The sequence below is a fragment of the Herbaspirillum sp. Her3 genome (genome assembly GCF_057961275.1).
In genome coordinates, this window is the sequence record NZ_CM176328.1 from 5,176,851 (window position 1) to 5,200,116 (window position 23,266).

The 23,266-nt window shown below is 64.5% G+C and carries 24 protein-coding genes; 4 read left to right on the forward strand and 20 right to left on the reverse strand.

The window, feature by feature from the left end; genetic code table 11:
- Positions 1-7: 7 nt before the first annotated feature.
- The 3 genes from ACVC5H_RS23525 to ruvA all read right to left on the reverse strand — a co-directional run bounded on the left by ACVC5H_RS23525 (position 8) and on the right by ruvA (position 2,687).
- Positions 8-850: a 2-keto-4-pentenoate hydratase gene (locus ACVC5H_RS23525; protein WP_489620127.1), complete on the reverse strand. Its 843-nt coding sequence runs from the start codon at positions 848-850 to the stop codon at positions 8-10.
- A 178-nt stretch (positions 851-1,028) separates the two neighbouring features.
- On the reverse strand, positions 1,029-2,084 hold the full coding sequence (ruvB, locus tag ACVC5H_RS23530) for a Holliday junction branch migration DNA helicase RuvB (RefSeq protein WP_489620128.1): 1,056 nt from the start codon (positions 2,082-2,084) through the stop codon (positions 1,029-1,031).
- 24 nt (positions 2,085-2,108) lie between these two features.
- On the reverse strand, positions 2,109-2,687 hold the full coding sequence (gene ruvA / locus ACVC5H_RS23535; RefSeq protein WP_489620129.1) for a Holliday junction branch migration protein RuvA: 579 nt from the start codon (positions 2,685-2,687) through the stop codon (positions 2,109-2,111).
- 113 nt (positions 2,688-2,800) lie between these two features.
- Between ruvA and ACVC5H_RS23540 the strand changes: the two genes are divergently transcribed.
- Entirely contained in the window at positions 2,801-3,733 is a 933-nt protein-coding gene (locus tag ACVC5H_RS23540; protein ID WP_489620130.1) for a DUF808 domain-containing protein, read from the forward strand.
- Positions 3,734-3,737: 4 nt separating this feature from the next.
- On the opposite strand, the gene ruvC is transcribed toward ACVC5H_RS23540, so the two are convergent.
- Genes ruvC through ACVC5H_RS23560 form a run of 4 tightly spaced genes read right to left on the reverse strand, consistent with a single transcriptional unit; the run spans position 3,738 to position 6,227 of the window.
- On the reverse strand, positions 3,738-4,280 hold the full coding sequence (ruvC, locus tag ACVC5H_RS23545) for a crossover junction endodeoxyribonuclease RuvC (RefSeq protein WP_489620131.1): 543 nt from the start codon (positions 4,278-4,280) through the stop codon (positions 3,738-3,740).
- 45 nt (positions 4,281-4,325) lie between these two features.
- Positions 4,326-4,730, reverse strand: a complete 405-nt coding sequence (locus ACVC5H_RS23550) for a thiol-disulfide oxidoreductase DCC family protein (RefSeq protein ID WP_489620132.1) — start codon at positions 4,728-4,730, stop codon at positions 4,326-4,328.
- The gene (locus tag ACVC5H_RS23555) at positions 4,723-6,039 is read right to left on the reverse strand and encodes an FAD-binding domain-containing protein (protein WP_489620133.1); all 1,317 of its coding nucleotides are present in this window, start codon (positions 6,037-6,039) and stop codon (positions 4,723-4,725) included. The genes ACVC5H_RS23550 and ACVC5H_RS23555 overlap by 8 nt, the downstream gene beginning before the upstream one ends.
- 11 nt (positions 6,040-6,050) lie before the next feature.
- Positions 6,051-6,227 carry a DUF2256 domain-containing protein gene (locus ACVC5H_RS23560; protein WP_489620134.1) on the reverse strand — a complete coding sequence of 59 codons (177 nt, stop codon included), beginning with the start codon at positions 6,225-6,227 and terminating at the stop codon, positions 6,051-6,053.
- A 96-nt stretch (positions 6,228-6,323) separates the two neighbouring features.
- On the opposite strand from ACVC5H_RS23560, the gene ACVC5H_RS23565 reads away from it, so the two are divergent.
- Positions 6,324-7,343 (forward strand): MerR family transcriptional regulator, encoded by a 1,020-nt coding sequence (locus tag ACVC5H_RS23565; protein WP_489620135.1) that lies wholly within the window; start codon positions 6,324-6,326, stop codon positions 7,341-7,343.
- Between the two features lie 80 nt (positions 7,344-7,423).
- On the opposite strand, the gene purH is transcribed toward ACVC5H_RS23565, so the two are convergent.
- From purH to tyrS, 7 genes are all read right to left on the reverse strand, one after another.
- Complete coding sequence (gene purH / locus ACVC5H_RS23570; RefSeq protein WP_489620136.1) at positions 7,424-8,995, reverse strand: bifunctional phosphoribosylaminoimidazolecarboxamide formyltransferase/IMP cyclohydrolase; 1,572 nt, start codon at positions 8,993-8,995, stop codon at positions 7,424-7,426.
- A 108-nt stretch (positions 8,996-9,103) separates the two neighbouring features.
- The gene (locus tag ACVC5H_RS23575) at positions 9,104-9,337 is read right to left on the reverse strand and encodes a Fis family transcriptional regulator (RefSeq protein ID WP_006463627.1); all 234 of its coding nucleotides are present in this window, start codon (positions 9,335-9,337) and stop codon (positions 9,104-9,106) included.
- 179 nt (positions 9,338-9,516) lie between these two features.
- The gene (gene dusB, locus ACVC5H_RS23580) at positions 9,517-10,536 is read right to left on the reverse strand and encodes a tRNA dihydrouridine synthase DusB (protein ID WP_489620137.1); all 1,020 of its coding nucleotides are present in this window, start codon (positions 10,534-10,536) and stop codon (positions 9,517-9,519) included.
- A 224-nt stretch (positions 10,537-10,760) separates the two neighbouring features.
- The gene (locus tag ACVC5H_RS23585; RefSeq protein ID WP_489620138.1) at positions 10,761-11,405 is read right to left on the reverse strand and encodes a histidine phosphatase family protein; all 645 of its coding nucleotides are present in this window, start codon (positions 11,403-11,405) and stop codon (positions 10,761-10,763) included.
- A gap of 9 nt (positions 11,406-11,414) precedes the next feature.
- Positions 11,415-12,062 carry a YbhB/YbcL family Raf kinase inhibitor-like protein gene (locus ACVC5H_RS23590; RefSeq protein ID WP_489620139.1) on the reverse strand — a complete coding sequence of 216 codons (648 nt, stop codon included), beginning with the start codon at positions 12,060-12,062 and terminating at the stop codon, positions 11,415-11,417.
- Between the two features lie 86 nt (positions 12,063-12,148).
- Positions 12,149-12,631 carry a D-aminoacyl-tRNA deacylase gene (gene dtd / locus ACVC5H_RS23595; protein WP_489620140.1) on the reverse strand — a complete coding sequence of 161 codons (483 nt, stop codon included), beginning with the start codon at positions 12,629-12,631 and terminating at the stop codon, positions 12,149-12,151.
- 12 nt (positions 12,632-12,643) lie between these two features.
- The gene (gene tyrS, locus ACVC5H_RS23600) at positions 12,644-13,900 is read right to left on the reverse strand and encodes a tyrosine--tRNA ligase (RefSeq protein WP_489620141.1); all 1,257 of its coding nucleotides are present in this window, start codon (positions 13,898-13,900) and stop codon (positions 12,644-12,646) included.
- Positions 13,901-14,144: 244 nt separating this feature from the next.
- Here tyrS and ACVC5H_RS23605 point away from each other — a divergent pair, with 244 nt between their 5' ends.
- Both ACVC5H_RS23605 and ACVC5H_RS23610 read left to right on the forward strand, forming a co-directional pair.
- Positions 14,145-15,542 (forward strand): peptidoglycan DD-metalloendopeptidase family protein, encoded by a 1,398-nt coding sequence (locus tag ACVC5H_RS23605; protein ID WP_489620142.1) that lies wholly within the window; start codon positions 14,145-14,147, stop codon positions 15,540-15,542.
- An 81-nt stretch (positions 15,543-15,623) separates the two neighbouring features.
- Positions 15,624-16,742, forward strand: a complete 1,119-nt coding sequence (locus tag ACVC5H_RS23610; protein ID WP_489620143.1) for an anhydro-N-acetylmuramic acid kinase — start codon at positions 15,624-15,626, stop codon at positions 16,740-16,742.
- Positions 16,743-16,839: 97 nt separating this feature from the next.
- On the opposite strand, the gene ACVC5H_RS23615 is transcribed toward ACVC5H_RS23610, so the two are convergent.
- From ACVC5H_RS23615 to ACVC5H_RS23640, 6 genes are all read right to left on the reverse strand, one after another.
- Positions 16,840-17,310: a glycine zipper 2TM domain-containing protein gene (locus ACVC5H_RS23615; RefSeq protein ID WP_489620144.1), complete on the reverse strand. Its 471-nt coding sequence runs from the start codon at positions 17,308-17,310 to the stop codon at positions 16,840-16,842.
- A 128-nt stretch (positions 17,311-17,438) separates the two neighbouring features.
- Entirely contained in the window at positions 17,439-18,404 is a 966-nt protein-coding gene (gene corA, locus ACVC5H_RS23620; RefSeq protein WP_413458753.1) for a magnesium/cobalt transporter CorA, read from the reverse strand.
- Positions 18,405-18,533: 129 nt separating this feature from the next.
- Complete coding sequence (gene mtgA, locus ACVC5H_RS23625) at positions 18,534-19,241, reverse strand: monofunctional biosynthetic peptidoglycan transglycosylase (protein WP_489620145.1); 708 nt, start codon at positions 19,239-19,241, stop codon at positions 18,534-18,536.
- Between the two features lie 108 nt (positions 19,242-19,349).
- On the reverse strand, positions 19,350-20,165 hold the full coding sequence (gene aroE, locus ACVC5H_RS23630) for a shikimate dehydrogenase (RefSeq protein ID WP_489620146.1): 816 nt from the start codon (positions 20,163-20,165) through the stop codon (positions 19,350-19,352).
- Between the two features lie 57 nt (positions 20,166-20,222).
- Positions 20,223-21,104: a cell envelope integrity protein TolA gene (tolA, locus tag ACVC5H_RS23635; protein WP_489620147.1), complete on the reverse strand. Its 882-nt coding sequence runs from the start codon at positions 21,102-21,104 to the stop codon at positions 20,223-20,225.
- Between the two features lie 55 nt (positions 21,105-21,159).
- Positions 21,160-23,262 (reverse strand): ribonuclease catalytic domain-containing protein, encoded by a 2,103-nt coding sequence (locus ACVC5H_RS23640; RefSeq protein WP_489620148.1) that lies wholly within the window; start codon positions 23,260-23,262, stop codon positions 21,160-21,162.
- Between the last annotated feature and the right edge of the window lie 4 nt (positions 23,263-23,266).

The window sequence follows — 23,266 nt, forward strand, 5'->3', positions numbered from 1 at the left end:
GCCGTCATCAGACGAAGGAGACCGTCAGGCCCGGCAGGGTCACGCCGGAGAAAGCCGTGGTCCAGGTCTGGCCCGGCTCGATGGGACAGGCGTCGGTCCAGGTGCCGGTGCTGATGATCTCGCCGGCCTGCAACTGGCGGAAGCGGGTCTGCTTCTGCAGCAGCTGGTGCAGGTGCCACAGCGCATGCAGGGGGCTGTCCATCTCGTCATTGCAGAAACCGGCGGCGCGCAGCACGCTGGAGGATTCGGTATTGCAGGACAGGGAGACACTGGCGCTGGCCAGGATCTGCGGCAGGTGATGCTTGGTGGCAGAGGACAGCACGTGCGGCTCGCCCACGATCAGGGTGCCATGCAGGCCGAAGGCGGCAATCGAATCGGCCACCGTGAATTCCCAGTTGGGGAAGGGACAGACCACGATCTCGAAACCATGCGCCATCCATTCCAGGCAATCGGCCAGCTCATCGAGCGAAGCGCCGGGCGCCGGGGTCTTGCCGAGCTTGAAGACGATTTCCGGTTCGATGCGCGGCTGCACCGCGCCGGTCAGCGACTGGGCGCCGTGGTTGTCTTCGGCAAAGCGCACCGTGGCGTCATACATCGGTGCCCAGGTCGGGATGCGGCCATCGTCGATGATGCCGTAGCGTTCCCAGTTCTTGCGCACCACGAAACCGATCTTGCGGCCGATGGGCTGCTCGCCCTGGGCGACGCGGATGTTGCGGATGTTGTGGGCGATTTCGTAGGCGTCTTCGACCGACAGCGGTTCGGACTCGGAAATGCGCGGGATGATGCGAGACTGGGCGCGCGCATCCAGCAACTGATGCGCGTAACGAAGGGCTTGGCTCGACATTAGCATGGGGCTCACATCGAAAGATAGTGAATAGCTATCCATTGTCGATGACGATTAATTTTTGCACAAGCAAAAACTCGCTTTTTGACGAGATCTGACAGAAATTTCATCAGTTTGTGCCGCTGCGCGTCATGCTATTTTTCGTCCCTGACAACAGTCGCGCTGCCAGTGAGAATGGCCGAGCTTACCCGCCCCAGAGCTCGCCATTGGGACCGGTGCGCGGCGCCGTGACGCCGAAGTGCTGGTACGCCGCGCCGGTGGCGATGCGTCCGCGCGGGGTGCGCTGCAGGTAGCCTTGCTGGATCAGGTAGGGCTCCAGCACGTCTTCGATGGTGTCGCGCTCTTCCCCGATGGCGGCCGCCAGGTTGTCCAGTCCGACCGGGCCACCGCCGAACTTGAAGAGCACCGCTTCCAAGAGCTTGCGGTCCATCAGGTCAAAGCCGACCGGATCCACGTCCAGCATTACCAGCGCGGCATCGGCCATGTCACGGGTGATGCGGCCCTCGCCCTTGACCTCGGCATAGTCGCGCACGCGGCGCAGCAGGCGGTTGGCGATACGCGGCGTACCACGGCTGCGGCGGGCGATTTCCAGGGCACCATCCTCGACGATGGGCGCATTCAACAGCCCGGCGCTGCGAGTGACGATGCGCGCCAGTTCGGGCGGGGTATAGAACTCCAGGCGGGCGACGATGCCGAAGCGGTCGCGTAGCGGGTTGGTCAGCATGCCGGCGCGGGTGGTGGCGCCCACCAGCGTGAAGGGCTGCAGGTCCAGGCGCACTGAACGGGCGGCCGGGCCTTCGCCGATCATGATATCGATCTGATAATCCTCCAGCGCGGGATAGAGGATTTCCTCGACCACGGGCGACATGCGGTGGATCTCGTCGATGAAGAGCACGTCATTGGCTTCGAGATTGGTCAGCAACGCTGCCAGGTCGCCGGCGCGCTCCAGCACGGGGCCGGAAGTCTGGCGCAGGTTCACGCCCATCTCGCGCGCGATGATGTGGGCCATGGTGGTCTTGCCCAGGCCGGGCGGGCCGAACAGCAGGGTGTGGTCGAGCGGCTCGCCGCGCTTGCGGGCGGCCGAGATGAAGATTTCGAGCTGGGCGCGCACCTTTTCCTGGCCGACGTATTCGTCCAGCTGCTTGGGCCGCAGGGCGCGCTCGATGGCTTCCTCATTGGCCGAGGCCGGGGTGGCGGAGATGATGCGCTGTTCGGAGAAATCGTCGGTCTGGATGCTCATGCTCTAATCCTTGTCTGCCCGGGCTCAGCCTTTGGAGAGCGCCTTCAGGGCCAGCTTGATGCCGTCCGAGACGGTGCTGTCCTTGGGCACCTGCTTCATGGCCAGGGTCGCTTCCTTGTCCGAATAACCCAGCGCCAGCAGGGCATTGAGGATATCGGCCGAGGCATCGCTGTGGACCACACCGGCCACCGCGCCCAGGTCGGCGCCCAGCTTGCCCTTCAATTCCAGCAACAGGCGCTCGGCGGTCTTCTTGCCGATGCCCGGCACGCGCGTCAGGCGTCCGGCTTCCTGCAGGGTGACGGCCTGCGCCAGGTCGGCCACCGACATGCCGGAGAGAATGGATAGCGCCGTGCGCGCGCCCACGCCGGAAATCTTGATCAGCTCCTTGAACGTATTGCGTTCTTCGGCAGTCCCAAACCCGAACAGGATGTGGGCATCTTCGCGGATGGCCAGGTGCGTCAACAAGCTGACCTTTTCGCCCAGGGATGGCAGGTTGTAGTAGGTGCTCATCGGCACGGCCACTTCATAACCGACACCCTGGCAGTCGACCAGCAGGTTCGGAGGGATTTTTTCCAAAAGAATTCCGGAGAGGCGACCGATCATGGCGTCATGGATGTGCGTGGGAGGCAGCTTCTGTGATAATCCCGCGATGATACAGCACTGTTCGGATAAACAGTATCCAAGCATCCCCGCTCAGATGAAGACAAAGGAAAAACATGGCCGGTAGCGCCTTCTTCGCATTGATTGACGACATCGCCACCGTGCTCGATGACGTATCCCTGATGACCAAGGTAGCAGCCAAGAAAACCGCAGGCGTGCTGGGCGACGACCTGGCCCTCAATGCCCAGCAGGTCGCAGGCGTACGGGCCGAGCGAGAGCTGCCGGTGGTCTGGGCGGTGGCCAAGGGTTCGTTGAAGAACAAGGCCATCCTGGTACCGGCAGCGCTGGCCATCAGCGCCTTCATTCCCTGGGCGGTGACGCCGCTGCTGATGCTGGGGGGCGCCTTCCTGTGCTTCGAAGGCTTCGAGAAACTGGCCCACCAGTATCTTCCCCACGAGGAAGAACATCATGAAGTCGCCGCCAGGGCCGCCGACGACATCGACCCGCAGGTCTACGAACAGGCAAAGATCAAGGACGCCGTGCGCACCGACTTCATCCTGTCAGCGGAGATCATCGCCATCACGCTGGGCACCGTCGCCGGGGCGCCCTTGCAGCAGCAGATCACGGTGCTGGCCGGTATCGCCGTGATCATGACGGCCGGGGTCTACGGCGTGGTGGCGGGCATCGTCAAGCTCGATGATGGCGGCCTGTACCTGGTGCAGCATGCTGGCGACAGCGGCTGGGGCCGGGTCAAGGCCGGCATCGGCCGGGCGGTGCTGGCGGCCGCACCGAAGATGATGCGCAGCCTGTCGGTGATCGGCACGATTGCCATGTTCATGGTGGGTGGCGGCATCCTGACGCATGGCCTGTCCTTCGCCCATCACGCCATCGAGGCGGCAGCGGAAGCTGCGGGCACCGTGGCAGTGATGGGCCCGGTGCTGGGTGCTATCACCCCAGCGGTGTTGAATGCGGTCTTTGGCGTGGTCGCCGGTGCGGTGGTGCTGGTGGTGGTCAAGCTGGCGCAGCGCATGCTGTCGCTGTTCAAGTAGAAAACTAGCCGATCAGGCGCCCGCCGCGCATGCGGATGCCCTTGCGCGCCAGTGCCGGGGCCAGCGCGCCAAGCCCGGACAAGACCCCTCCCCCATGCGCGTGGCAGATCGCCACGCCCAGCGCATCGGCCGCATCGGTCCCCGGCAGGCCGGGCAACTTCAAGAGTCGCGCCACCATCTCCTGCACCTGCGCCTTCTGGGCGCGTCCATGGCCGGCCACGGCCTGCTTGACCTGCAGGGCCGTATATTCGGCCACCGCCAGGTCGGCCGCCACCAGTGCGCAGATCGCCGCGCCGCGCGCCTGTCCCAGCAGCAGCGTGGATTGCGGGTTGACGTTGACGAACACCTTTTCGATGGCGGCGCAATCGGGGGCATAGGACTTCACCACTTCGCCGACACTGGCCAGGATGACTTTCAGGCGCGAGGGGAGATCGCCATCCGGCGTCTTGATGGTGCCGGAAGCGATATAGGACAGCGTGTTGCCCTGCTTGTGGATGACCCCGAAACCGGTGGTGCGCAAGCCTGGGTCGATACCGAGAATTTTCATGCCCGCCAGTCTAACCGATCAGGCGCGCGTGCAACGGCGCAGATGTCAGCGTCGGCGCTCCACCCACAACACCCACCGCTGCACCGCCGGCCGCACGTGCAGGAAGCCGCGATAGCTGCGCTCCATCAGCCACAGCATGCCCGGCAGGCGCGCCAGCCGGGCCAGCCAGCGCCAGCCCGGCAAAGTGGCCCACAGTTGCACGAAGGCTTCGGCACCGCTGAAAACCATGCCATCCCCCCGCCTGACGTGAAAACGCGCCAGCAGCTTTTCGCGCGTGAGGCCAGCTGGCAGCTCGGCGGGGGCCGCATCGGCGCGGCTGATGTCGCAAAAGCGCAGTGGCGCATCCTCCGCGCTGCGCTGGTAAAGGCCGATCTCGCGGCGGCACAGCGGGCAGGCGCCGTCATAGAGCACCGTCAATTCGTCCCGGGATTGCGGATCGGAATCAGCCATCACGCCGCTCCCTGCGCTCGGTGCGCGCCAGCAGCTCGGCGGCGGTCTGCAGGCCCTGGGTGCTGCGGCGCCACCATTGGGTGAAGAGGTCGCTGGGCTTGTCCACCACCGGGAACAGCTCCGCTGGCGCCACACACTGCGCCCACAACGGCAGCCAGGGCGCCAGATGCGGATCGGCCAGGCAGCGCACGCTGCGTGCAGCCTTCAACGCGCGGCCCACGGTGGCGGCGTCACCGTGCCAGCACAAGGAGCTCAGCTCCCGCATGCGCGCGCCGACGAAATCCCAGCGGCGCTGGTCCCAGGGCCAGAGCAGATGGAAGTCCGACAGGTACAGGCCGACCACCACGGTATCGGCCGGCAGGTCGGCAGGCAACTCGCCCAGGCTCCACGGATGAACCAGCCAGACATCGCGCCCGGCCACGGCCTGGGCCTGTGGCGTCAAACTGCCCAAATGTTCAGGTGGTGCCGACAGCAGCGCCGGCTCCTTGCAGCGCTCCCGTGCGCGCTGGGCGGGTTCGGCGGCCACCGGGTCGGGATTGAGCGCCATTTCGCCTAAAGCTTCATATGAGGTATCTACCACCGTGCCTGGGCTATGCCACTCGGCCGGAGCATATCTGGCCACGTTCTCGGCATTGAACAGGTAGGGCTTGTGGCTGCCGGTACCGGCCACCCACTGCCAGCTCAGGTGATTGCTGGCCAGGTCGCCATCCAGCAGGTGCCCGACCATCCAGTCCGCCCCGGCGCGCCAATGCACCTTGCGCAGGTGCACCACATAGCTGGCCAGCCACATGCGGGCGTGGTTGTGCAGGGTGCCGGTAGCGTACAGGGTGCGCACGGCCTGGTCGATCACGGGCAGGCCGGTGGCGCCTTCGCGGATGTCGGCCGGCAGTTCGCGTGCATAGGCCGACTCCGGCAACGGACCGGCATGCAGCGAATCGAAGATGCGCGCCCCGCGCCTGGCCCAGACATAGCGGTAGAAGGCGCGCCAGCCCAGCTCGTAGACGAACTTGTGCTGTACCTCCAGCGCATGGCGGCTGCAGACGCCGGCCAGCACCTCGCGCAGGCTGACGATGCCGTGCGTGAGATAGGGAGAAAGTCCGGTGACGGCGCCATCGAGGCTGTTGCGGGTGCGGGCATACGCGCCGGGACGCACGGCCGCGATGCGCTCGCGGGCCGCCGCCAGGGTGGGCTGCAAGGGCAGCAGCGCCAGCGGTGCCACGGGACGCAGGGCGGCGGCAGAAGCTGCGGCGGGTTCGTCTTCCGGGGAAGGCGCATCCAGCACCAGGTCGAATTGATGTTTGCGATACATGGCTCGACTCCTCAAAGGCCAGGGTGGGCGCGCTTGCGGCGACAGGCGTCAGAACAATATCGGACCTCGGCCCAGTTCTTCGCCCAGGCGCGCCGCCAGGTCATGGGCAAGCCGCACACGGCGCAGGGCTTGCTGGGCAAGTGCGCCTTGTTGCCGCGATAGCCGGTGGCCGGGTTCCTGGGCTTCATGACTCAAGATTGTACCGAATAAATGCGCCACACTTGACTCATGACGCCAAATTAGCCTCTATAATCTGCGTCAAACATGATTCAATGGAGAATCCCATGAGCCTTGCCAACCCCACCTCTTCCCCTGCTCCGTCCACCGACAAACCCGCTGGCGAAGCCCTGCGCCGCACCGGTGCGGTAGCGCGCATGCTGCGCATGCCGGTCGCCACCCTGCGTGTCTGGGAGCGCCGCTATGCGCTGACCCAGGGCAAGCTCTCGCCCAGCGGCCAGCGACTGTATTCGGAGGCGGACGTCCGGCGCCTGGCGCTGATCCGCCAGCTGACCGAACTGGGGCACGCCATCGGCAGCCTGGCGGGGCTGGACATGGATCAGCTCCAGCAGGTCGCCGCCACCCATGCCGAACTGCATGCCGCCCGGCCCACGCCGCCGGAAGCCGCGCAAGGCCGGTGGCGCCTGGCCGTCATCGGCTCCACGCTGGCACAGCGGCTGGACAAGCCGGGCCTGCTGCAGCGCCTGGGCCGTCCGCTGCAATTGCTGGGACCGTTCGAGAACATCGAACAGGCGGCCATGGCCCTGAAACGCGAAGAAGTGGATGCCCTGCTGCTGCACGAGCCGCAATTGCATGCCGGCTGGCTGGGCGCGCTGGAGAGTTCGGCGCCGGCGCTGAGCGGGCTGCCGATGGCGGTGCTGTATGGATTTGCCAGCGAGGCCGTGTGCGAGACGCTGGCCACGGTGGGCATCAGCCTGTTGCGCGCGCCGCAGCCGGACGTGGTGATCCTGCAATGGCTGCGCGGCCTGGCGGCGCTGTCCTTGCCGACTCGCACAGAGGAAGAAGCCGACAAGACCCTGCCACCACGCCGCTGGGACGACAACGAACTGATCGCCTTCGCCAACCAGTCCACCACGGTCGCCTGCGAATGCCCGCGCCACGTGGCCGAGCTGCTGATGCAGCTGTCGCAGTTCGAGCGCTACAGCGCGCAATGCGCCAACCGCAATGTGGCTGACGCGCAATTGCATCAATACCTGCAGCAGCTGACCTCGGAATCGCGCCAGCGTTTTGAAGCGGCCATGACGCGAATTGCCCTGCATGAAGGATTCATCACCGAGGACAGTTGAAACCGGCCTGGCACGGCGCACGCGGCACCAACAAAAACGCCCGGCATGAAGCCGGGCGTCGTTTTTGCAGCAAGCCGCAATCAGTGACGGAAGTGACGGGTGCCGGTCAGCAGCATGACGACATCGCGCTCATTGGCGGCATCGATGACTTCCTGGTCGCGCATGGAGCCACCCGGATGGATGACGCAGGTCGCACCGGCATCGACCACCACGTCCAGGCCATCGCGGAACGGGAAGAAGGCATCCGAAGCCACGGCCGAACCGGCCAGGGTCAGGCCGGCATTCTGCGCCTTGATGGAAGCGATGCGGGCCGAATCGATACGGCTCATCTGGCCGGCGCCCACGCCCAGGGTCATGCCATTGCCGCAGAAGACGATGGCATTGGACTTGACGAACTTGGCCACGCGCCAGGCGAACATCAGGTCCTGCAGTTGCTGCTGGGTCGGCTGCTTCTTGCTGACCACCTTCACATCGGCCAGCAGCACGTTCTTGGCATCGGGCGACTGCACCAGCAGGCCACCACCGACGCGCTTGAAGTCATAGCCGTTCAGGCCCGTGCCCAGCGGGATTTCCAGCAGGCGCACGTTCTGCTTGGCCGCGAAGATCTGCTTGGCCTCGGCCGTGAAGGACGGGGCGATCAGCACTTCCAGGAACTGCTTGGCCACGGCTTCGGCTGCGGCAGCGTCCACTTCGCGGTTGAAGGCGATGATGCCGCCGAAGGCCGAGGTCGGGTCGGTCTGCAGGGCCTTGCTGTAGGCTTCCAGCGGGTTGGCGCCGATGGCCACGCCGCAGGGGTTGGCGTGCTTGATGATGACGCAGGCAGCTTCCGTGGCCGGGTCGAAGCTCTTGACGCATTCCCAGGCGGCATCGGCGTCGGCGATGTTGTTGAAGGACAGTTCCTTGCCTTGCAACTGGGTGTAATTGGCCAGGGCGCCATCGACCTTCTTGATGTCGCGGTAGAAGGCGGCGCTCTGGTGCGGGTTTTCACCATAGCGCATGTCCTGCACCTTCTCGAAATGCAGGTTCAGGGTGGCGGGATAGGCGCTGCGGGTGCTGTGCTGCTTGTCTTCACCCAGCGAGGTGAAGTAATTGGTGATGGCGCCGTCGTATTGCGCGGTGTGGGCGAAGACCTTCTTGGCCAGCGCGAAACGCTTTTCGTAGGGCAGGTCGCCACCGGACTTCAGGTCAGCCAGCACGCCTTCATAGTCGGTCGGGTCGCAGATGACGATGACGTCCTTGTGGTTCTTGGCCGAGGAACGCAGCATGGCCGGGCCGCCGATGTCGATGTTCTCGATCGCGTCTTCCAGCGAGCACTCGTCCTTGGCCACGGTCTGCTGGAACGGGTACAGGTTCACCACCACCATGTCGATGGTGGGGATGCCGTGCTGTTCCAGGGCGGCGACGTGCTCGGGGAAATCGCGGCGAGCGAGGATGCCGCCGTGCACCTTGGGATGCAGCGTCTTCACGCGGCCATCCAGCATTTCCGGGAAACCGGTGTAGTCGGCCACTTCGGTGACCGGCACGCCATTGTCGGCCAGCAGCTTGGCGGTGCCGCCGGTGGACAGGATGTTGACGCCCATGGCGGACAGCGCGCGCGCGAAGTCGAGCACGCCTGCCTTGTCGGATACGGAAATGAGTGCTTGTTTGATCATGGTAGGCAAGACTGGTAAGGAAAAGGAAACCGGAAAAACCGTGGAAGGAAGCTGCACCCGCACACCGTCCGGCGCCCGCCAGGGCGGTACCGGCACGGCAGCGCGAGGCTACAGCAGGCCGTGCTGCTGCAGCTTCTTGCGCAGCGTGTTGCGGTTGATGCCGAGGATCTCGGCGGCCTGGGACTGATTGCCCTCGGCGCGCGCCATCACGGTCTCGAAGACCGGTTTTTCGACCGTGGCCAGCACCATGTCATAGACATTGGTGGGCAGTTGTTCACCCAGATCCCGGAAATATTTTTCCAGGCTCTTCTTGACGACATCCTCAATACTTTCTTTGCTCATTGCTGTGCTGCTTCTGTTCTTGTCGGCGCCACCCGCACGTCCCACGCGCCGTTTTCCCCCTGGGCGCGATGGTGCATGGTGAGGCCATGTTGTTGATCAATTGCGCCCGCCGTTGCCACCGGGGCCAGCGCATCCGATACCCTGTTCTGCCGTGCGTGCTGCTCTCTTGCCAGGCTGCCTCAAGCAGCCAGCGGCACCTCGTCGGCCAGTCCGTATTGCAGGCGTTCGCCATGCACGGCCTGAGCGGCAAAGAATTGCCGCACCGCCTGCAACTGCTGGCCGCAGTCTTCGATGCGGTTCATGCTGCGGCGGAACTGCTCGCCGCCCGGCAGGTCGCGCACGTACCAGCCGATGTGCTTGCGCGCCGTGCGCACGCCCAGGTAGTCGCCATAGAAGGCGTAGTGGGCTTGCAGGTGTTCGGCCATGAGGTGCTCGACTTCGCTCACCAGCGGTGCCGGCAGATGTTCACCGGTACGCAGGAAGTGGTCGATCTCGCGGAAGATCCAGGGCCGCCCCTGTGCGGCGCGGCCGACCATGACGGCATCGGCGCCGGTGATGCGCAACACCTCGCGCGCCTTCTCGGGCGTGGTGATGTCGCCGTTGGCCACCACCGGGATCGTCACGGCCGCCTTGACGGCGGCGATGGTGTCGTATTCCGCTTCACCGCTGTAGCCGTCGGCGCGGGTACGGCCATGCAGGGTCAGCATGGCGATACCGGCAGCTTCGGCGCGGGCGGCGATCTTGAGGGCATTCTTGTTGGCGCGGTTCCAGCCGGTGCGGAATTTCAGGGTCACCGGCACGTCCACCGCCGACACCACCGCGTCCAGGATGCGCGCCACCAGTTCCTCGTCCTGCAGCAGGGCCGAACCGCACCAGCTGTTGCAGACCTTCTTGACCGGGCAGCCCATGTTGATGTCGATGATCTGCGCGCCGCGTTCGACGTTGTACTTCGCGCAATCGGCCAGCATGGCGGGATCGGCCCCGGCGATCTGCACCGCCTTGGGTTCCATCTCGCCATCGTGGTTGATGCGCCGCGAAGTCTTCTCGCTCTGCCACAGCCGCGGATCGGACGCCGCCATTTCAGACACGGCATACCCTGCCCCCAGCTGCTTGCACAGCTGGCGGAACGGACGGTCGGTCACACCCGCCATGGGGGCGACGAACACGTTGTTGCGCAGGGAATAGGGCCCAATGTTCACGACGTGGATCAGGGGGAGGTTCGGGGAAGGGCGCTATTTTAGCGCGATTGCCCGGCCCCGCCCAACAAGAATCGGGCGCGGTTACATCTTTAGGGCTGATTATTTATTGGGCAGGTTTGATTGTTGGTCAAATGCCAACATCAAATATCACCGCACAGGAAATTCCGTCATCCAAGGCCGACAGTGAACCTGTCAGGTTGATGCCTGGCAAGGGATGCCGGGCGCTAGCGATCCACCTCATCCAACGTCTCCCGCTGGAGATGCCCGATCTCGCCCCAGGAGCGGATGTGGGCGCGCTGGCCATCCCAGTGCAGGCGGTTGACGCTGGCGTTGAAGATGTCGAACGTGCGTGGCTGGGCGAAGGAGCTCTGGCTGGCCCAGTGATGCACGCATTCCAGCACACCGCCATGGGTGACGATGGCCACCTTGCGATAGCGGCCCGTCGCCAGCACGCGCTGCACGGCCTCTACTGAACGTTCATAGAATTCGCGCATGGTCTCGGCGATGCGCTCGCCGGCCGGATAACGGAAGTCCGGTTCGCGCGCTTTCCACTGGCGATAAGCCTCGGGATAACGCGCCTCGATCTCCACATGGCGCAATCCCTCGAAGGCACCATAGCAGCGCTCGCGCAAACCCGGGTCGATCTGCACCGACAAACCCGCCGCGTCCGCCACCGCCTGCGCGGTATCGCGGGCGCGCTGCAGGTCGCTGGCGAAGACGGCATCGATGCCCTCCCGCGCCAGCGCCTCGCCCAGCGCCAGCACCTGGCGCCGGCCAGCCTGGTTCAGGCCGATGTCGATATGCCCTTGCAGGCGCTTGTCCACGTTCCAGTCGGTTTCGCCGTGTCGGATCAGCAGGATGTCGGTCATGCGGGGAATTCAGCTACGCGGTACCGCGTTCGGGTTGAGGGTGTACAGGCCGGTGATCGAAGCCTGCTCCAGCACGTGGTCGCGCAGCGCGGTCAGTACCACCGAGCCTTCCAGGTTGCCGGCCACCGGCAGCTGTTCCACGTCCAATGCATAGAGCGTAAAGATGTAGCGGTGCACCAGCGCATCGTTCCACGGCGGGCAGGGACCGTCATAGCCGAAGTAGTCGCCGCGCATGTCGCCGTCGCCGGCAAACCAGCCGGTGTAGTCATTGATGCCCTGGCGCGCGCCCGGCATCACGTCGCCCAGCACCGCCGGGCCCGGCTTGCCGCGTGCGGTCACGCCATTGCTGAACTGGCCGGCCTTGATTTCGCTGACATTGGCCGCAATGTCGACCAGCGTCCAGTGATAGAAATCCACACGCGGCAGCTCCAGCGGCACGGTCTTGCCTTCCTGGTTCACGTCGTCGCCGCGCGAGGGCACGTCCGGATCATGCACCACCAGCGCCAGCGACCTCGTGCCGGCCGGCAGGTCGCTCCAGGCGAAGTGCGGATTGCGATTGGCAGACAGGGCCACATGGGTCTTGGGGTCCATCACCGCAAAGGCGAATTCGCCGGGGATGTTGGCACCGTCCTTGAAAGAATCGCTCCAGAATTTCATATCACCTCCTAAAGTAAGGCCACATTCAACACGCAGTACGAATCCATTTGGGGCCACGCCCCCGGGCTTCAATGCCGGGATGGGTTTTATACAGCAACGTTCATATCGGGCACCGGCACCTTGGGCTTGATCTGCAGCCAGAAGGTCACCGGGCCATCATTGGTGAGAGAAACCTTCATATCGGCTCCAAAGCGCCCTGTTCCCACCCGCTCCTGGCCGTGGCGCGCACGCGCCTGTGCCACGAAGTGATCGAACAATTGCCGTCCCAGTTCCGGCGCCGCCGCCGGGGTGAAGGACGGCCGCGTGCCCGAATTGGTATCGGCCGCCAGCGTGAATTGCGGGATCAGCAGCAGGCCACCTTGCACATCGGCAACACTGCGATTCATCTTGCCGGCCTCGTCTCCGAAGACACGATAGGCCAGCAGCTTCTTCAACAAGGCATCGGCCTCGGCCACGGTGTCATGGCGCTCGGCGCAGACCAGCACCATCAGCCCGGTGCCGATGGCGCCCAGGGTCTGGCCATCCACCACCACGGCGGCCTGGCTGACCCGCTGCAAGAGAGCGATCATGCGCGCTCCAGCTTACGCCAGGGTGACGCGGGCGAACTTGCGCTTGCCCACCTGCACCACGCATTGGCCGGCCTCGACCTTCAAACCCTTGTCGCTGATGACGGTGCCATCGATGCGCACGCCACCCTGCTCGACCATGCGCAGCGCTTCCGAGGTGGAGGCGCACAGGTTGGCTTGCTTCAACAACTGGCCGATGCCCAGCGGGGCGCCGGTCAGCGAGACTTCCGGGATGTCATCCGGGATGCCGCCCTTGGAACGGTTCACGAAGTCGGCCAGCGCATCTTCGGCGGCCTGCTGCGAGTGGAAGCGGGCCACGATTTCCTGGGCCAGGGCCACCTTGATGTCACGCGGATTCTTGCCGGCTTCGACATCAGCCTTGAAGCCGGCGATCTCGGCAATGGAACGGAAGGACAGCAGTTCGTAGTAGCGCCACATCATCACGTCGGAAATGCTCATCACCTTGGCGAACATGGTGTTGGCCGGTTCGGTGATGCCGATGTAATTGCCCTTGGACTTGGACATCTTTTCCACCCCGTCCAGGCCTTCCAGGAGCGGCATGGTCAGGATGCACTGCGGCTCCTGGCCGAAATCCTTCTGCAGTTCGCGGCCCACCAGCAGGTTGAATTTCTGGTCGGTGCCGCCCAGTTCCAGGTCGGACTTCAGGGCCACCGAGTCATAACCCTGCATCAGCGGGTAGAGGAATTCATGCACCGAGATCGGGGTGCCTTCCTTGAAGCGCTTGGTGAAGTCGTCGCGCTCCATCATGCGCGCCACCGTGTAGCGCGAGGCCAGCTGGATCATGCCGCGGCTGCCCAGGGCGTCGCACCATTCGGAGTTGTAGCGGATCTCGGTCTTGCTCGGATCCAGCACCAGGCTGGCCTGGGCGAAGTAGGTCTTGGCGTTGACCTCGATCTGCTCGCGCGACAGCGGCGGGCGGGTGGCGTTGCGGCCGGACGGGTCGCCGATCATGGAGGTGAAGTCGCCGATCAGGAAGATCACCTGGTGGCCCAGGTTCTGCAGCTGGCGCATCTTGTTCAACACCACCGTGTGGCCCAGGTGCAGGTCAGGTGCGGTCGGGTCCAGGCCCAGCTTGATGCGCAGCGGCTGGCCGCTTTGCTCGGCGCGCGCCAGCTTTTGCGCAAATTCGCTTTCGATGAGCAGCTCATCGATGCCGCGCTTGGTGATGGCCAGGGCCTCCTGCACCTTGTCGGTGAGGGGCAAACGGGAAGGAGCTGCAGCGGCGGGAGAGGTGGACTGATCGGCGTTCATCGATATAACTAAAAAATAGGCTTTTGTAGGACAGGACCGCTAAATCGTGTTGCTATAATTCCGACTTTCGTTTTTTCTGCCCAGCGCCAGGACGCGGCCTCAGAAGCTCAGCAGCAGGAAAACGTTCTCGACCCGTAGGCGATGTTTCGCGGGCGCAACACGGCGAAGGGGACAGGAAACGCCGCATTGCAGCCGTACCCGCCATCCGCCACGGAAACGTCAGATTTTAACGTATTCGGTTTGCATGTTCCCACAAGATAAACTCAAGCACGTCTCGTCCCTGTGCTTCTCCGCGTTGCAGTCCTGCCACCACAAAGTCGCCGCCTCCTCGCCCAAGACCCGCATCATCGGCGCCAGCGCCCTCTTCCTGGCCGCCTTCACCATCGGTGCCGCCGGCTTCGCGCCGGCCGAGCCTGACCTGCGCGATGCCCCGGTCAACCCGATCTCGAAGGAACTGGCCCTGCCCGACCTGCAACAGCAGATCAGTGCGCTGGAAGAACGCTCGCAGTATTACGTCAACGAAGAGAAGGTCCGCAGCGGCGACACCCTGGCCACCCTGCTCAACCGCCTGGGCGTGGATGACGACGAGGCCGCCGCCTTCATCAAGTCCGACACCCTGGCGCGCACGGTGATGCAGTTGCGCGCCGGCAAGCGTGTGGTGGCCCAGACCGATGACAACGGCGAGCTCATCAAGCTCTCCGCCACGCTGGACGACGGCAGCGACACCCCCAAGAACCTGGTGATCTCGCGCCACGACGGCAAGCTGACCGCCGAAGCCCAACCCGCCGTGCTGGAACGCCGCGTGGAAATGCGCGCCGGCATCATCTTCTCCTCGCTCTTCGCCGCCACCGATGCCGCGCAGATCCCCGATGCGGTGGCGATGCAGCTGGTGGACATGTTCGCCACCAACATCAACTTCGCTTCCGACCTGCGCCGCGGCGACCGCTTCAACATGGTCTACGAGACCTACTACCAGAACGGCGACCTGGTGCGTACCGGGCGCGTGCTGGCCGGTGAATTCGACAATGCCGGCAACCGCTACCAGGCCGTGTGGTTCAGCGACCCCGCCAGCAAGACCGGCGGGGGCGGCTACTATGCCTTCGATGGCAAGTCGCTCAAGAAGGCCTTCCTGAAGTCGCCCCTGGCCTTCACCCGTATCTCGTCCGGTTTCTCGATGCGCCTGCACCCCATCCTGGGCAAGTGGAAGCAGCACACCGGCGTGGACTTCGCAGCCCCCACCGGCACCCCCATCCATGCAGCCGCTGACGGCGTGGTCGATTTCGTGGGCCAGCAGAATGGCTATGGCAACATCGTCGTCATCAAGCACTGGAGCGGCTACTCCACCGCCTACGGCCACATGAGCCGCTTCGCGCCCAATATCAAAAAGGGCATGAAGGTCAGCCAGAACGACGTGATCGGTTTCGTCGGCATGACCGGCTGGGCCACCGGGCCGCACCTGCATTACGAATTCCGCGTCAACAACCAGCCGCGCGATCCGCTGTCGGTGGACGTGCCCAACAACCAGGCGCTGACCGGTCCGCAATTGCAGCGCTTCCGCACGGTGGCCGCCGACATGCAGCACCGTATGGCCATGCTGCGCGTGCCGGGTGCGCCGGATGTGAAGCTGGCTGCAGCGAAGTAAGCTGCTGCTGTCACGTATCGCCTGTGGGGGCGGCCGCTGTAGAATCAGCGGCCGCCCTTTTCTTTTTCTGCCCTGCCTCCCATGAACGATTCTTCCAATTTGTATATCGGCCTGATGTCCGGCACCAGTCTGGATGGCGTGGATGGCGTGCTGGCCCAATTCGACGGCCAGGCCATTTCAGCTACGCTGGCAGCGGCCTACGTCCCCTTCCCCGCGCATCTGCGCGCGGACCTGATGGCCTTGCAGTCGGCCGGCGCCAACGAGATCGAACGCGAAGCCCTGGCCGCCAATGCGCTGGCGGTGCATTACGCCGATTGCGTGGCGCAGTTGCTGCTGCAGGCGGGCAAGACGGCCGCGCACGTGCGCATGGTCGGGGTGCATGGACAAACCATCCGTCATCGTCCCGAACTGGGATTCACGCGCCAGACCAACAACCCGGCGCTGCTGGCCGAGCTGTGCGGCATCGATGTGGTGGCTGATTTGCGCAGCCGCGACGTGGCTGCAGGCGGCCAGGGTGCGCCGCTGGTGCCGGCCTTCCATCGCGCCCTCTTCGGCGAGCAAACGCAGTCGCGGGTGGTGGTCAATATCGGCGGCATCGCCAACATCAGCATCCTGCCGGCCGGGGAAGACGGCGCTTACGGTTTCGATACCGGGCCCGGCAATGCGCTCATGGATGGCTGGATTCATCTGCATCAGCAACGCGCCTATGACGCCAATGGCGACTGGGGCGCCTCTGGCCAGGTGCATGCGGCCCTGCTGGCGCAATTGCGCGACGAGCCCTTCTTCCGTGCCCCGCCACCCAAGAGTTCCGGACGCGACCTGTTCCACCTCGACTGGCTGCAGGCGGCACTGCTGCGTACCGGCCAGCCCCTTGCGCCGCAAGACGTGCAGGCCACCCTCGCCATGCTCACGGCCAGCACCATTGCCGATGCCATCGGCGCGCATGCCCCTGCGGCCCGGCAAGTCTACGTCTGTGGGGGCGGTGCCGAGAATGCTTTCCTGATGCGGCTGCTGCAGCAACAATTGCAGGGGCGCGCGAGCGTGCAATCGACCGCCGTGCTGGGCGTAGCGCCGCAGCATGTGGAGGCGCTGGCCTTCGCGTGGCTGGCGCGCCGCTTCGATCTGCGGCTGCCGGGCAACCTGCCCGCAGTGACGGGAGCGCGCGGACCGCGGGTGCTGGGCGCGCTGTATCCGGCCTGAAACGGATCAACAGAAACGACAAAGCCGTCCGTGTCGAAGCGGACGGCTTTGTTTTTATTTCAATACCGAACGGATCGGTATCAAAATAAAAAAACAATTAGTAACGGCTGATACGACCGTTATCGAGACGCACACGATCGCCCACACGGAAATCGGTATTGTCTTCCTGCGCGAAGGTCTGCAGCGAGCCATCGCTCATGCGCACCCGGATGTTGTAGACCTGCTGGCCTGCCGAGCTGTTGCGCTGGACCTGGTTACCGGCATAGGCACCACCGGCAGCACCGGCCACCGTCGCCAGTACGCGGCCCGTACCGCCACCGACGGCGTTGCCCAGCAGGCCACCGGCCACACCACCGACGACCGCACCGGCCACGCCGTTGCTTTCCTTGTGGGTGACTTCGACGGCCTCGACCACGCCGGTACCGGAATAGGCGGCCACGCGTTCATCGTTTTGCGAAGTCGGTGCGGCGCCATAGGGTGCCTGTTGCGGGCTGGCGCAGCCGATGAGCAGGCCGGCGAAGCTGGCGCTGATCACGGCCAGCGAAATGTAGTGATGACGGACGGACATGGTGTTCTCCTCTCCATGAATGCGATGGACGATGACCACAGTGTGCCGCCCGGTGCCGGTGCCCGGAATCGGAGAAGCCCGGGAAGCGATGTCGGAGAAATGAGGACGTCGCCGTCAGCAGACAGGGCTCAATTGAGCCAGCCGCGCCGACGGAAATACCAGAACGGCGCAATGGCCGAACCGACCATCATCAGGATGGCCAGCGGATAACCGACCACCCAATCCAGTTCCGGCATGACCTTGAAGTTCATGCCATAGATGCTGGCGATCAGCGTGGGTGGCAAGAAGGCTACCGACGCCACCGAGAAGATCTTGATGATCTTGTTCTGGTTGATGTTGATGAAGCCGACCGTGGCATCCATCAGGAAGTTGATCTTGTCGAACAGGAAGGCGGTGTGGCCATCCAGGGATTCGATGTCGCGCAGGATCTGGCGCGCATCCTCGAACTGCTCCGAACTGAGCAGCCGCCCGCGCATCAGGAAGCTGACTGCACGGCGCGTGTCCATCATGTTGCGGCGGATGCGGCCGTTCAGGTCTTCTTCGTGGGCGATGGTGTTGAGCACGTCGGCGGCGGCCTGGTCGGACAGGCTCTTCTTCAGCACGCTGGTGCTCACCGCTTCGAGCTTCTGGTAGATGCCTTCGAGTGCATCGGCCGAATATTCGGCGTCGGTCTCGTAGAGATCGAGCAGCACGTCGCGGTAGTCGCCGATGGAACCGGGCCGCGAGCGCGCGCGCATGCGCACCAGGCGGAATACCGGCAGGTCTTCGGCGTGTACCGAGAAGAGGATGTTGCGGGCCAGGATGAAGGCCACCGTCATGGTGGAAGACGAATCGTCGTCGCCTTCGAAGAGGAAGTCGGTGCGCAGGTGCAGGTCGCCGTTCTCGGCTTCGAAGTAGCGGGCCGAGGCTTCGATGTCGCTGAATTCATCCTCGTCGGGCAGGGTCACGCCATAGATGCTCTTGACCCAGGCGCGCTCCTCGTCATTCGGTTCGGTCAGGTCCACCCAGACCGGGGCGGCCTGCTCCAGGTCGGTCCGGCTGTCGATGTTGACCTGGCTCAGTCGTCCGTTTTGCAACACGAATACATTGATCATGGGTTCTCGCTGGGTGGAACGCGGGGGGGAAGTGCAGGCGCCCCGTGATGACAGGCGCGAAACGTGCGCAAGTGTACGTTCAAGCCCTGCGCCAGGCAAGCGCAAAGCAAGCTCGGCAAGACCAGCGGATTACTTGTGCGCAGGCGGCAGCGTGGCTGCGTTCATGCGGCGCAGGATCAGGCTGGTGCGGGCGGCCAGGTAGCCGGAGCCGCGATTGCGGTCGTAGTAGCGCGGACGCGGCAGCATCACCGCCAGCCGTGCCGCCTGCTCGGCGCCCAGGCCGGCGGCGCTGCTGCGATAGTAATGCTGGGCGGCCGCCTCGGCGCCGAAGACGCCATTGCCCCACTCCACCACGTTGAGGTAGATCTCGAAGATGCGCTGCTTGTCCAGCAGGAATTCCAGCATGTAGGTGATGATGAATTCCTGGCCCTTGCGCAGATAGCTGCGCTCGCCCGAAAGGAACAGGTTCTTGGCCAGCTGCTGGGTGATGGTGGAACCGCCGGCGACCACCTTGCCCTTCTTCTCGTTCTTTTCGTAGGCCTTTTGCAGGGCGTCCCAGTCGATGCCGTCGTGCTCGGAGAAATTGGAATCCTCGGAGGCGATGATGGCACGCTTGAGGTTGTTGGAGATGCGCGCGTAAGGCACCCAGCGGAATTGCAGCTGGGCATTCGGATCCTTCTCGCGCAGCAACGACAGTTGCTGGCGCATGAAGCTGGTGGACTCGGGATTGTGATCCTTCCACCACCAGATCTGCACGAAGAAGTACAGCTGCAGCAGCAATACCAGCGTGACGGGCAGGACGATGATCCAGAAGAGCAGCTTGCGGAGCGATTTCATGTGCCGGTGGTCGTTCTGTTTCAGAGTTCTATCGTTGCGAGATCGTATCGTCATGCAGACCTGCAGTCATCCACACCTGTAGTCCTCTACAGGTGTGGATGGCTGGCTTCATTGCGACAATTGCTGGCGCAGGCTGGCAAACACCTCCGCAGTTGCCGGCCGCACGCCGCGCCAGAGCAGGAAGGCTTCGGCGGCCTGCTCGACCAGCATGCCCAGGCCGTCGCGCACGCTGGCGCCATGCTGCTGGGCGCTCTGCAGGAAGACCGTGGGCTGACGGCCATACATCATGTCGTAGGCCAGGGTCTCGCTGCCGTAGACCGACACCGGCAGTGGTGGCAGATCATCCGACAGGCTGGCCGAGGTGGCGTTGATGATGACGTCGAACGCGCCCTCCAGATCAGCATAACCGGCACTGCGGACCGGACCGTATTGGGCGAACTGCCGGGCCAGCTCGGCAGCTTTGGAGGGGGTGCGGTTGACGATCACCAGCTCGGCCGGCTGCTGCTGCAACAGCGGCAGCAAGGCGCCGCGCGCGGCGCCACCGGCGCCCAGCAACAGGATGCGACGGCCCGCCAGGGCCTGGCCGGCATTGACCGTGATGTCGGTGACCAGGCCGGCGCCATCGGTGTTGTCGCCGAGGATGCGGCCGTCCTCGAACTTGAGCGTGTTGACCGCACCGGCCAGGCGCGCGCGCTCGCTCAGGTGATCGGCCAGGGCGTGGGCTTCCAGCTTGAAGGGCACGGTGACGTTGGCGCCGCGTCCGCCGCGCCGCAGAAATACCTGCACCGCTGCCTTGAAACCGTGCAGCGGTACCAGCAGGCGATCGTAGTGCAATGACTGGCCGGTCTGGGCGGCAAACTGGGCATGGATCTCGGGGGATTTGCTGTGGGCAATCGGATTGCCGATGACGACGTATTCATCCATGGTGTTGTGGGTACTCCCTCGTTATCTGTTCTTGTAAGTGGCCGGGCCGCCCCGGTGTCAGCTGGCGCCCAGTTGTGCCTGCACGCCCTGGTCGCGGGTGAAACGGAAGGTCACGATGACTTCCCACACGTCATCCTTGCCGCTGGTGCGCATGTTCTCCGGGAAGCGGCCGAAAGGCGCCGCGCGCCGCACGATGTCCACCGCTGCACGGTCCAGTGCGGCATTGCCCGAACTGGTACGCACCACTACGCCGCCATCGCGCTCGTAGAGGCTGCCATCCTGGAACACCGGAATCACCACCAGCAATTCGCCATAGAGCTTCTTGCCGTCGCGGGTCGGGAAGTTCAGCGTACCGACCTTTTCCACCTTGTCCTGCAAGGCCTTGAAGTACTGCGCATAACCCACTTCGCGGGTGCTCGGCGTGATCTGGGTCTTCTTCGGCCGCTTGTTGTATTGCTCGATGTCCCTGGCCAGCTCGGCTTCCATGCGCGCCATGGCCTTGGCGGTTTCGGTCAGCTCGCGTGCGTTCGGCTGCGGTGTCTCGGCCGGCTTTGGCAGGTCGGCGCTGGCCACGTGCTGCCGTGCCTCCTGCAGCTGGGCCAGCATCTTGCGCTGCTGCTGTTCCAGTTCGGCCACCTTGCGCTGCGCGGCCTTGACGCTGTCGCCGCTCTCCACGTGCTGCATGTCCGGCAGCGGTGACTTGGCGCGGCCCTCATCGGCGTTGCCGCCGCCATCCAGATTGGCCTGCGCCAGCGCCTGGGCGTTGACCGGCTTCTTGTCGTGCTTGGCGTTGACCAGGATGACTTCCAGTTCCGGGTCGGACGGCTTGAAGCGGAAGGCGTCGGGCGCAGCAAAGTGCACGGCCAGCAAGAGGCCATGCACCAGCAGCGAAATTCCGAGCGCCAGGCTCAGCAGACGGTGTTGGGCAAACAGATTCACAGCAAACGGGAAGCGACGACGATAGACACAGCGCCAATTCTACGCCAGCACTGCTTCATTGGGCCGCTTGGGCGGGCGGGTTTTCGCCGGCATCGGCAGTATCGGGGGCACCTGGCACTGGCACATCGCCGGCCTGATCCTGTGCCTGTTCTGCCTCGCCTTCCTCGCCCTGCTCTTCGCTGCCCATGGCGGCCATGCCTTCGAGCAACTCCTCTTCGTCCTCTTCTCCGATATCGGTGGCCAGGGCCTGGGCGGCGGCGGCCGGCACTTCCAGCAGGCGCGCCTCCACGGTCAGGTCGACTTCATCCCAGCGCAGCAGGTCCAGCTTGACCTGCAGGCCGCGCGCCAGTTGTGGCAGGCCCGGCATGCGCAGCACCAGCGGAATCTCGACTAAGCGCAGGATTTCATCCTTCAACACCACCGCCTCCACGGTGCGGGCGTTTTCCTGGGCCAGCCAGCGCAGGCACCAGTAGCGTTCCATGGTGGACTGGAAATCGGCATACCCCGAATAGGCCGCATCAAAGCCGGAGACGATGGCGAACAGCTCGGCATCGCGCGGCTTGAAAGGCGCCACCAGCGGCGCGGTCACGCCATGTTCGATGCAGGCCAGGATCTGCCACTGGTTCACCAGGTCGGTGTAGCGGCGCAGCGGCGACGTGCTCCAGGCATATTGATCCACGCCCAGCCCCTGGTGAGGCGCGGCGTGGGTGACCATGCGCACCTGCATCTTGGCGGCCCAGCCGCCGGCCCCGCCGCCTTGCGCGCGATAGATGCCGGGCACGCCGTGATCGGCCATGAGCTTGCCCCAGGTACTGTTGGCGAAGATCATCAGCTCGGCCACGATCTTGTCCAGCGGCGCGCCACGGCGGCGGCGCACGATGCTCACCACATCGTTCTCGACATAGAAGTTGAAGTCGACGCGGTTGTTCTGTTCCGGGCGCAGGCCGAAGCTCTCGCGCTTGGCCATGCGGCCCTGCTCCAGCAACTGCACCCATTGCCACAAGAGCGCGATCTCTTCCTTGTGCGGATACTCGCCGCGATTCTCGGCCAGGGCTTCCTCGGTGACCAGCTCGTCGAGATCGTTGTGACGCAGGTTGGCGGCGATGGGCACCAGCTCGGCACGGGTCTCGGTGGCCAGCACTTCCCAGCTGGCAGGATCCAGCGTGGCATAGAGCGACAAGGCCGGACGGGCGGCACCGGCATCCAGCGTATAGGTAGCCACCAGGTCGTCGGGCAGCATGGTGATCTTCTCGCCCGGCATGTAGACGGTGGACATGCGAGCACGCGCAATCGCATCGATGGCGTCGCCGCGCTTGATGGCCAGGCCCGGCGCGGCGATGTGGATGCCCACACGCAGCTTGCCATCGGGCAGGCGGGTGACCGACAGGGCATCATCGATTTCGGTGGTGGTCACGTCATCGATGGAGAAGGCTTGCACCTCGGCCAGCGGCAGATCGGTCGTGGCCGGCGGGATGTCGATGGCCGGGAAGCCGGTGCCGCGCGGGAAGAATTCGGAGAGGAAGCGCGCGTAATGCAAATCCTTGGGCGAGGCCACCCCGCCGGCGGCCAGCATCAGGCGCTGCGGGGTGGTCTGCAGTTCCTTGGCGGCGGCATCCAGGGCCTTGAATTCGATGCCGTTCTTGTCCGGCTTGAAGAGCAATTGCAGCGCGATGGGGCGGAAGGCTTCGGGCAACTTGTGGGCCTTCAACTCCTCGACATACACGGCCTGCGCAGCCAGTTGCTGCTTCTTCTTTTCCAGTCCGGCCAGGGCAGCCTGCAGCGAGGCTTGCGGGGCGGCCTTGTAGCGCCCACGGCCCTTCTTGTAGAAATAGATCGGTGCATGATGCAGGCACAGCAGCAGGCCGGCTGCCTCAGGCGGCAGCGGGGCATGGCCGAAGTACTCGGCGGCCAGGTCGGTGAAGCCGAATTCTTCTTCGCCGGCCACTTCCCAGAGGAAGTCCAGATCGATTTCCTGCGCGATGGCCTGCGCCTGTTGCAGCAGTTCCTGCGGCGCCGGGGCAGCGAATTGCAGCAGCGCATCGCGCGACTTGACCTTGGCGCGCTTGCCGGAGGCCATCTCGACCTGGTAGGACTCGCCCTGCTGGGTCATGATGGAGCCGGCCTTGAAATCGCCGGATTCTTCGAACAATAAATTCATCTGC

Coding starts and splice junctions, on each gene's coding strand:
- ACVC5H_RS23525 (WP_489620127.1), bottom strand. CDS start 850: ATGCTAATGTCGAGCCAAGCCCTTCGTTACGCGCATCAGTTGCTGGAT.
- ruvB (WP_489620128.1), bottom strand. CDS start 2,084: ATGAGCATCCAGACCGACGATTTCTCCGAACAGCGCATCATCTCCGCC.
- ruvA (WP_489620129.1), bottom strand. CDS start 2,687: ATGATCGGTCGCCTCTCCGGAATTCTTTTGGAAAAAATCCCTCCGAAC.
- ACVC5H_RS23540 (WP_489620130.1), top strand. CDS start 2,801: ATGGCCGGTAGCGCCTTCTTCGCATTGATTGACGACATCGCCACCGTG.
- ruvC (WP_489620131.1), bottom strand. CDS start 4,280: ATGAAAATTCTCGGTATCGACCCAGGCTTGCGCACCACCGGTTTCGGG.
- ACVC5H_RS23550 (WP_489620132.1), bottom strand. CDS start 4,730: ATGGCTGATTCCGATCCGCAATCCCGGGACGAATTGACGGTGCTCTAT.
- ACVC5H_RS23555 (WP_489620133.1), bottom strand. CDS start 6,039: ATGTATCGCAAACATCAATTCGACCTGGTGCTGGATGCGCCTTCCCCG.
- ACVC5H_RS23560 (WP_489620134.1), bottom strand. CDS start 6,227: ATGAAGCCCAGGAACCCGGCCACCGGCTATCGCGGCAACAAGGCGCAC.
- ACVC5H_RS23565 (WP_489620135.1), top strand. CDS start 6,324: ATGAGCCTTGCCAACCCCACCTCTTCCCCTGCTCCGTCCACCGACAAA.
- purH (WP_489620136.1), bottom strand. CDS start 8,995: ATGATCAAACAAGCACTCATTTCCGTATCCGACAAGGCAGGCGTGCTC.
- ACVC5H_RS23575 (WP_006463627.1), bottom strand. CDS start 9,337: ATGAGCAAAGAAAGTATTGAGGATGTCGTCAAGAAGAGCCTGGAAAAA.
- ACVC5H_RS23585 (WP_489620138.1), bottom strand. CDS start 11,405: ATGACCGACATCCTGCTGATCCGACACGGCGAAACCGACTGGAACGTG.
- ACVC5H_RS23590 (WP_489620139.1), bottom strand. CDS start 12,062: ATGAAATTCTGGAGCGATTCTTTCAAGGACGGTGCCAACATCCCCGGC.
- dtd (WP_489620140.1), bottom strand. CDS start 12,631: ATGATCGCTCTCTTGCAGCGGGTCAGCCAGGCCGCCGTGGTGGTGGAT.
- tyrS (WP_489620141.1), bottom strand. CDS start 13,900: ATGAACGCCGATCAGTCCACCTCTCCCGCCGCTGCAGCTCCTTCCCGT.
- ACVC5H_RS23605 (WP_489620142.1), top strand. CDS start 14,145: ATGTTCCCACAAGATAAACTCAAGCACGTCTCGTCCCTGTGCTTCTCC.
- ACVC5H_RS23610 (WP_489620143.1), top strand. CDS start 15,624: ATGAACGATTCTTCCAATTTGTATATCGGCCTGATGTCCGGCACCAGT.
- ACVC5H_RS23615 (WP_489620144.1), bottom strand. CDS start 17,310: ATGTCCGTCCGTCATCACTACATTTCGCTGGCCGTGATCAGCGCCAGC.
- corA (WP_413458753.1), bottom strand. CDS start 18,404: ATGATCAATGTATTCGTGTTGCAAAACGGACGACTGAGCCAGGTCAAC.
- mtgA (WP_489620145.1), bottom strand. CDS start 19,241: ATGAAATCGCTCCGCAAGCTGCTCTTCTGGATCATCGTCCTGCCCGTC.
- aroE (WP_489620146.1), bottom strand. CDS start 20,165: ATGGATGAATACGTCGTCATCGGCAATCCGATTGCCCACAGCAAATCC.
- ACVC5H_RS23640 (WP_489620148.1), bottom strand. CDS start 23,262: ATGAATTTATTGTTCGAAGAATCCGGCGATTTCAAGGCCGGCTCCATC.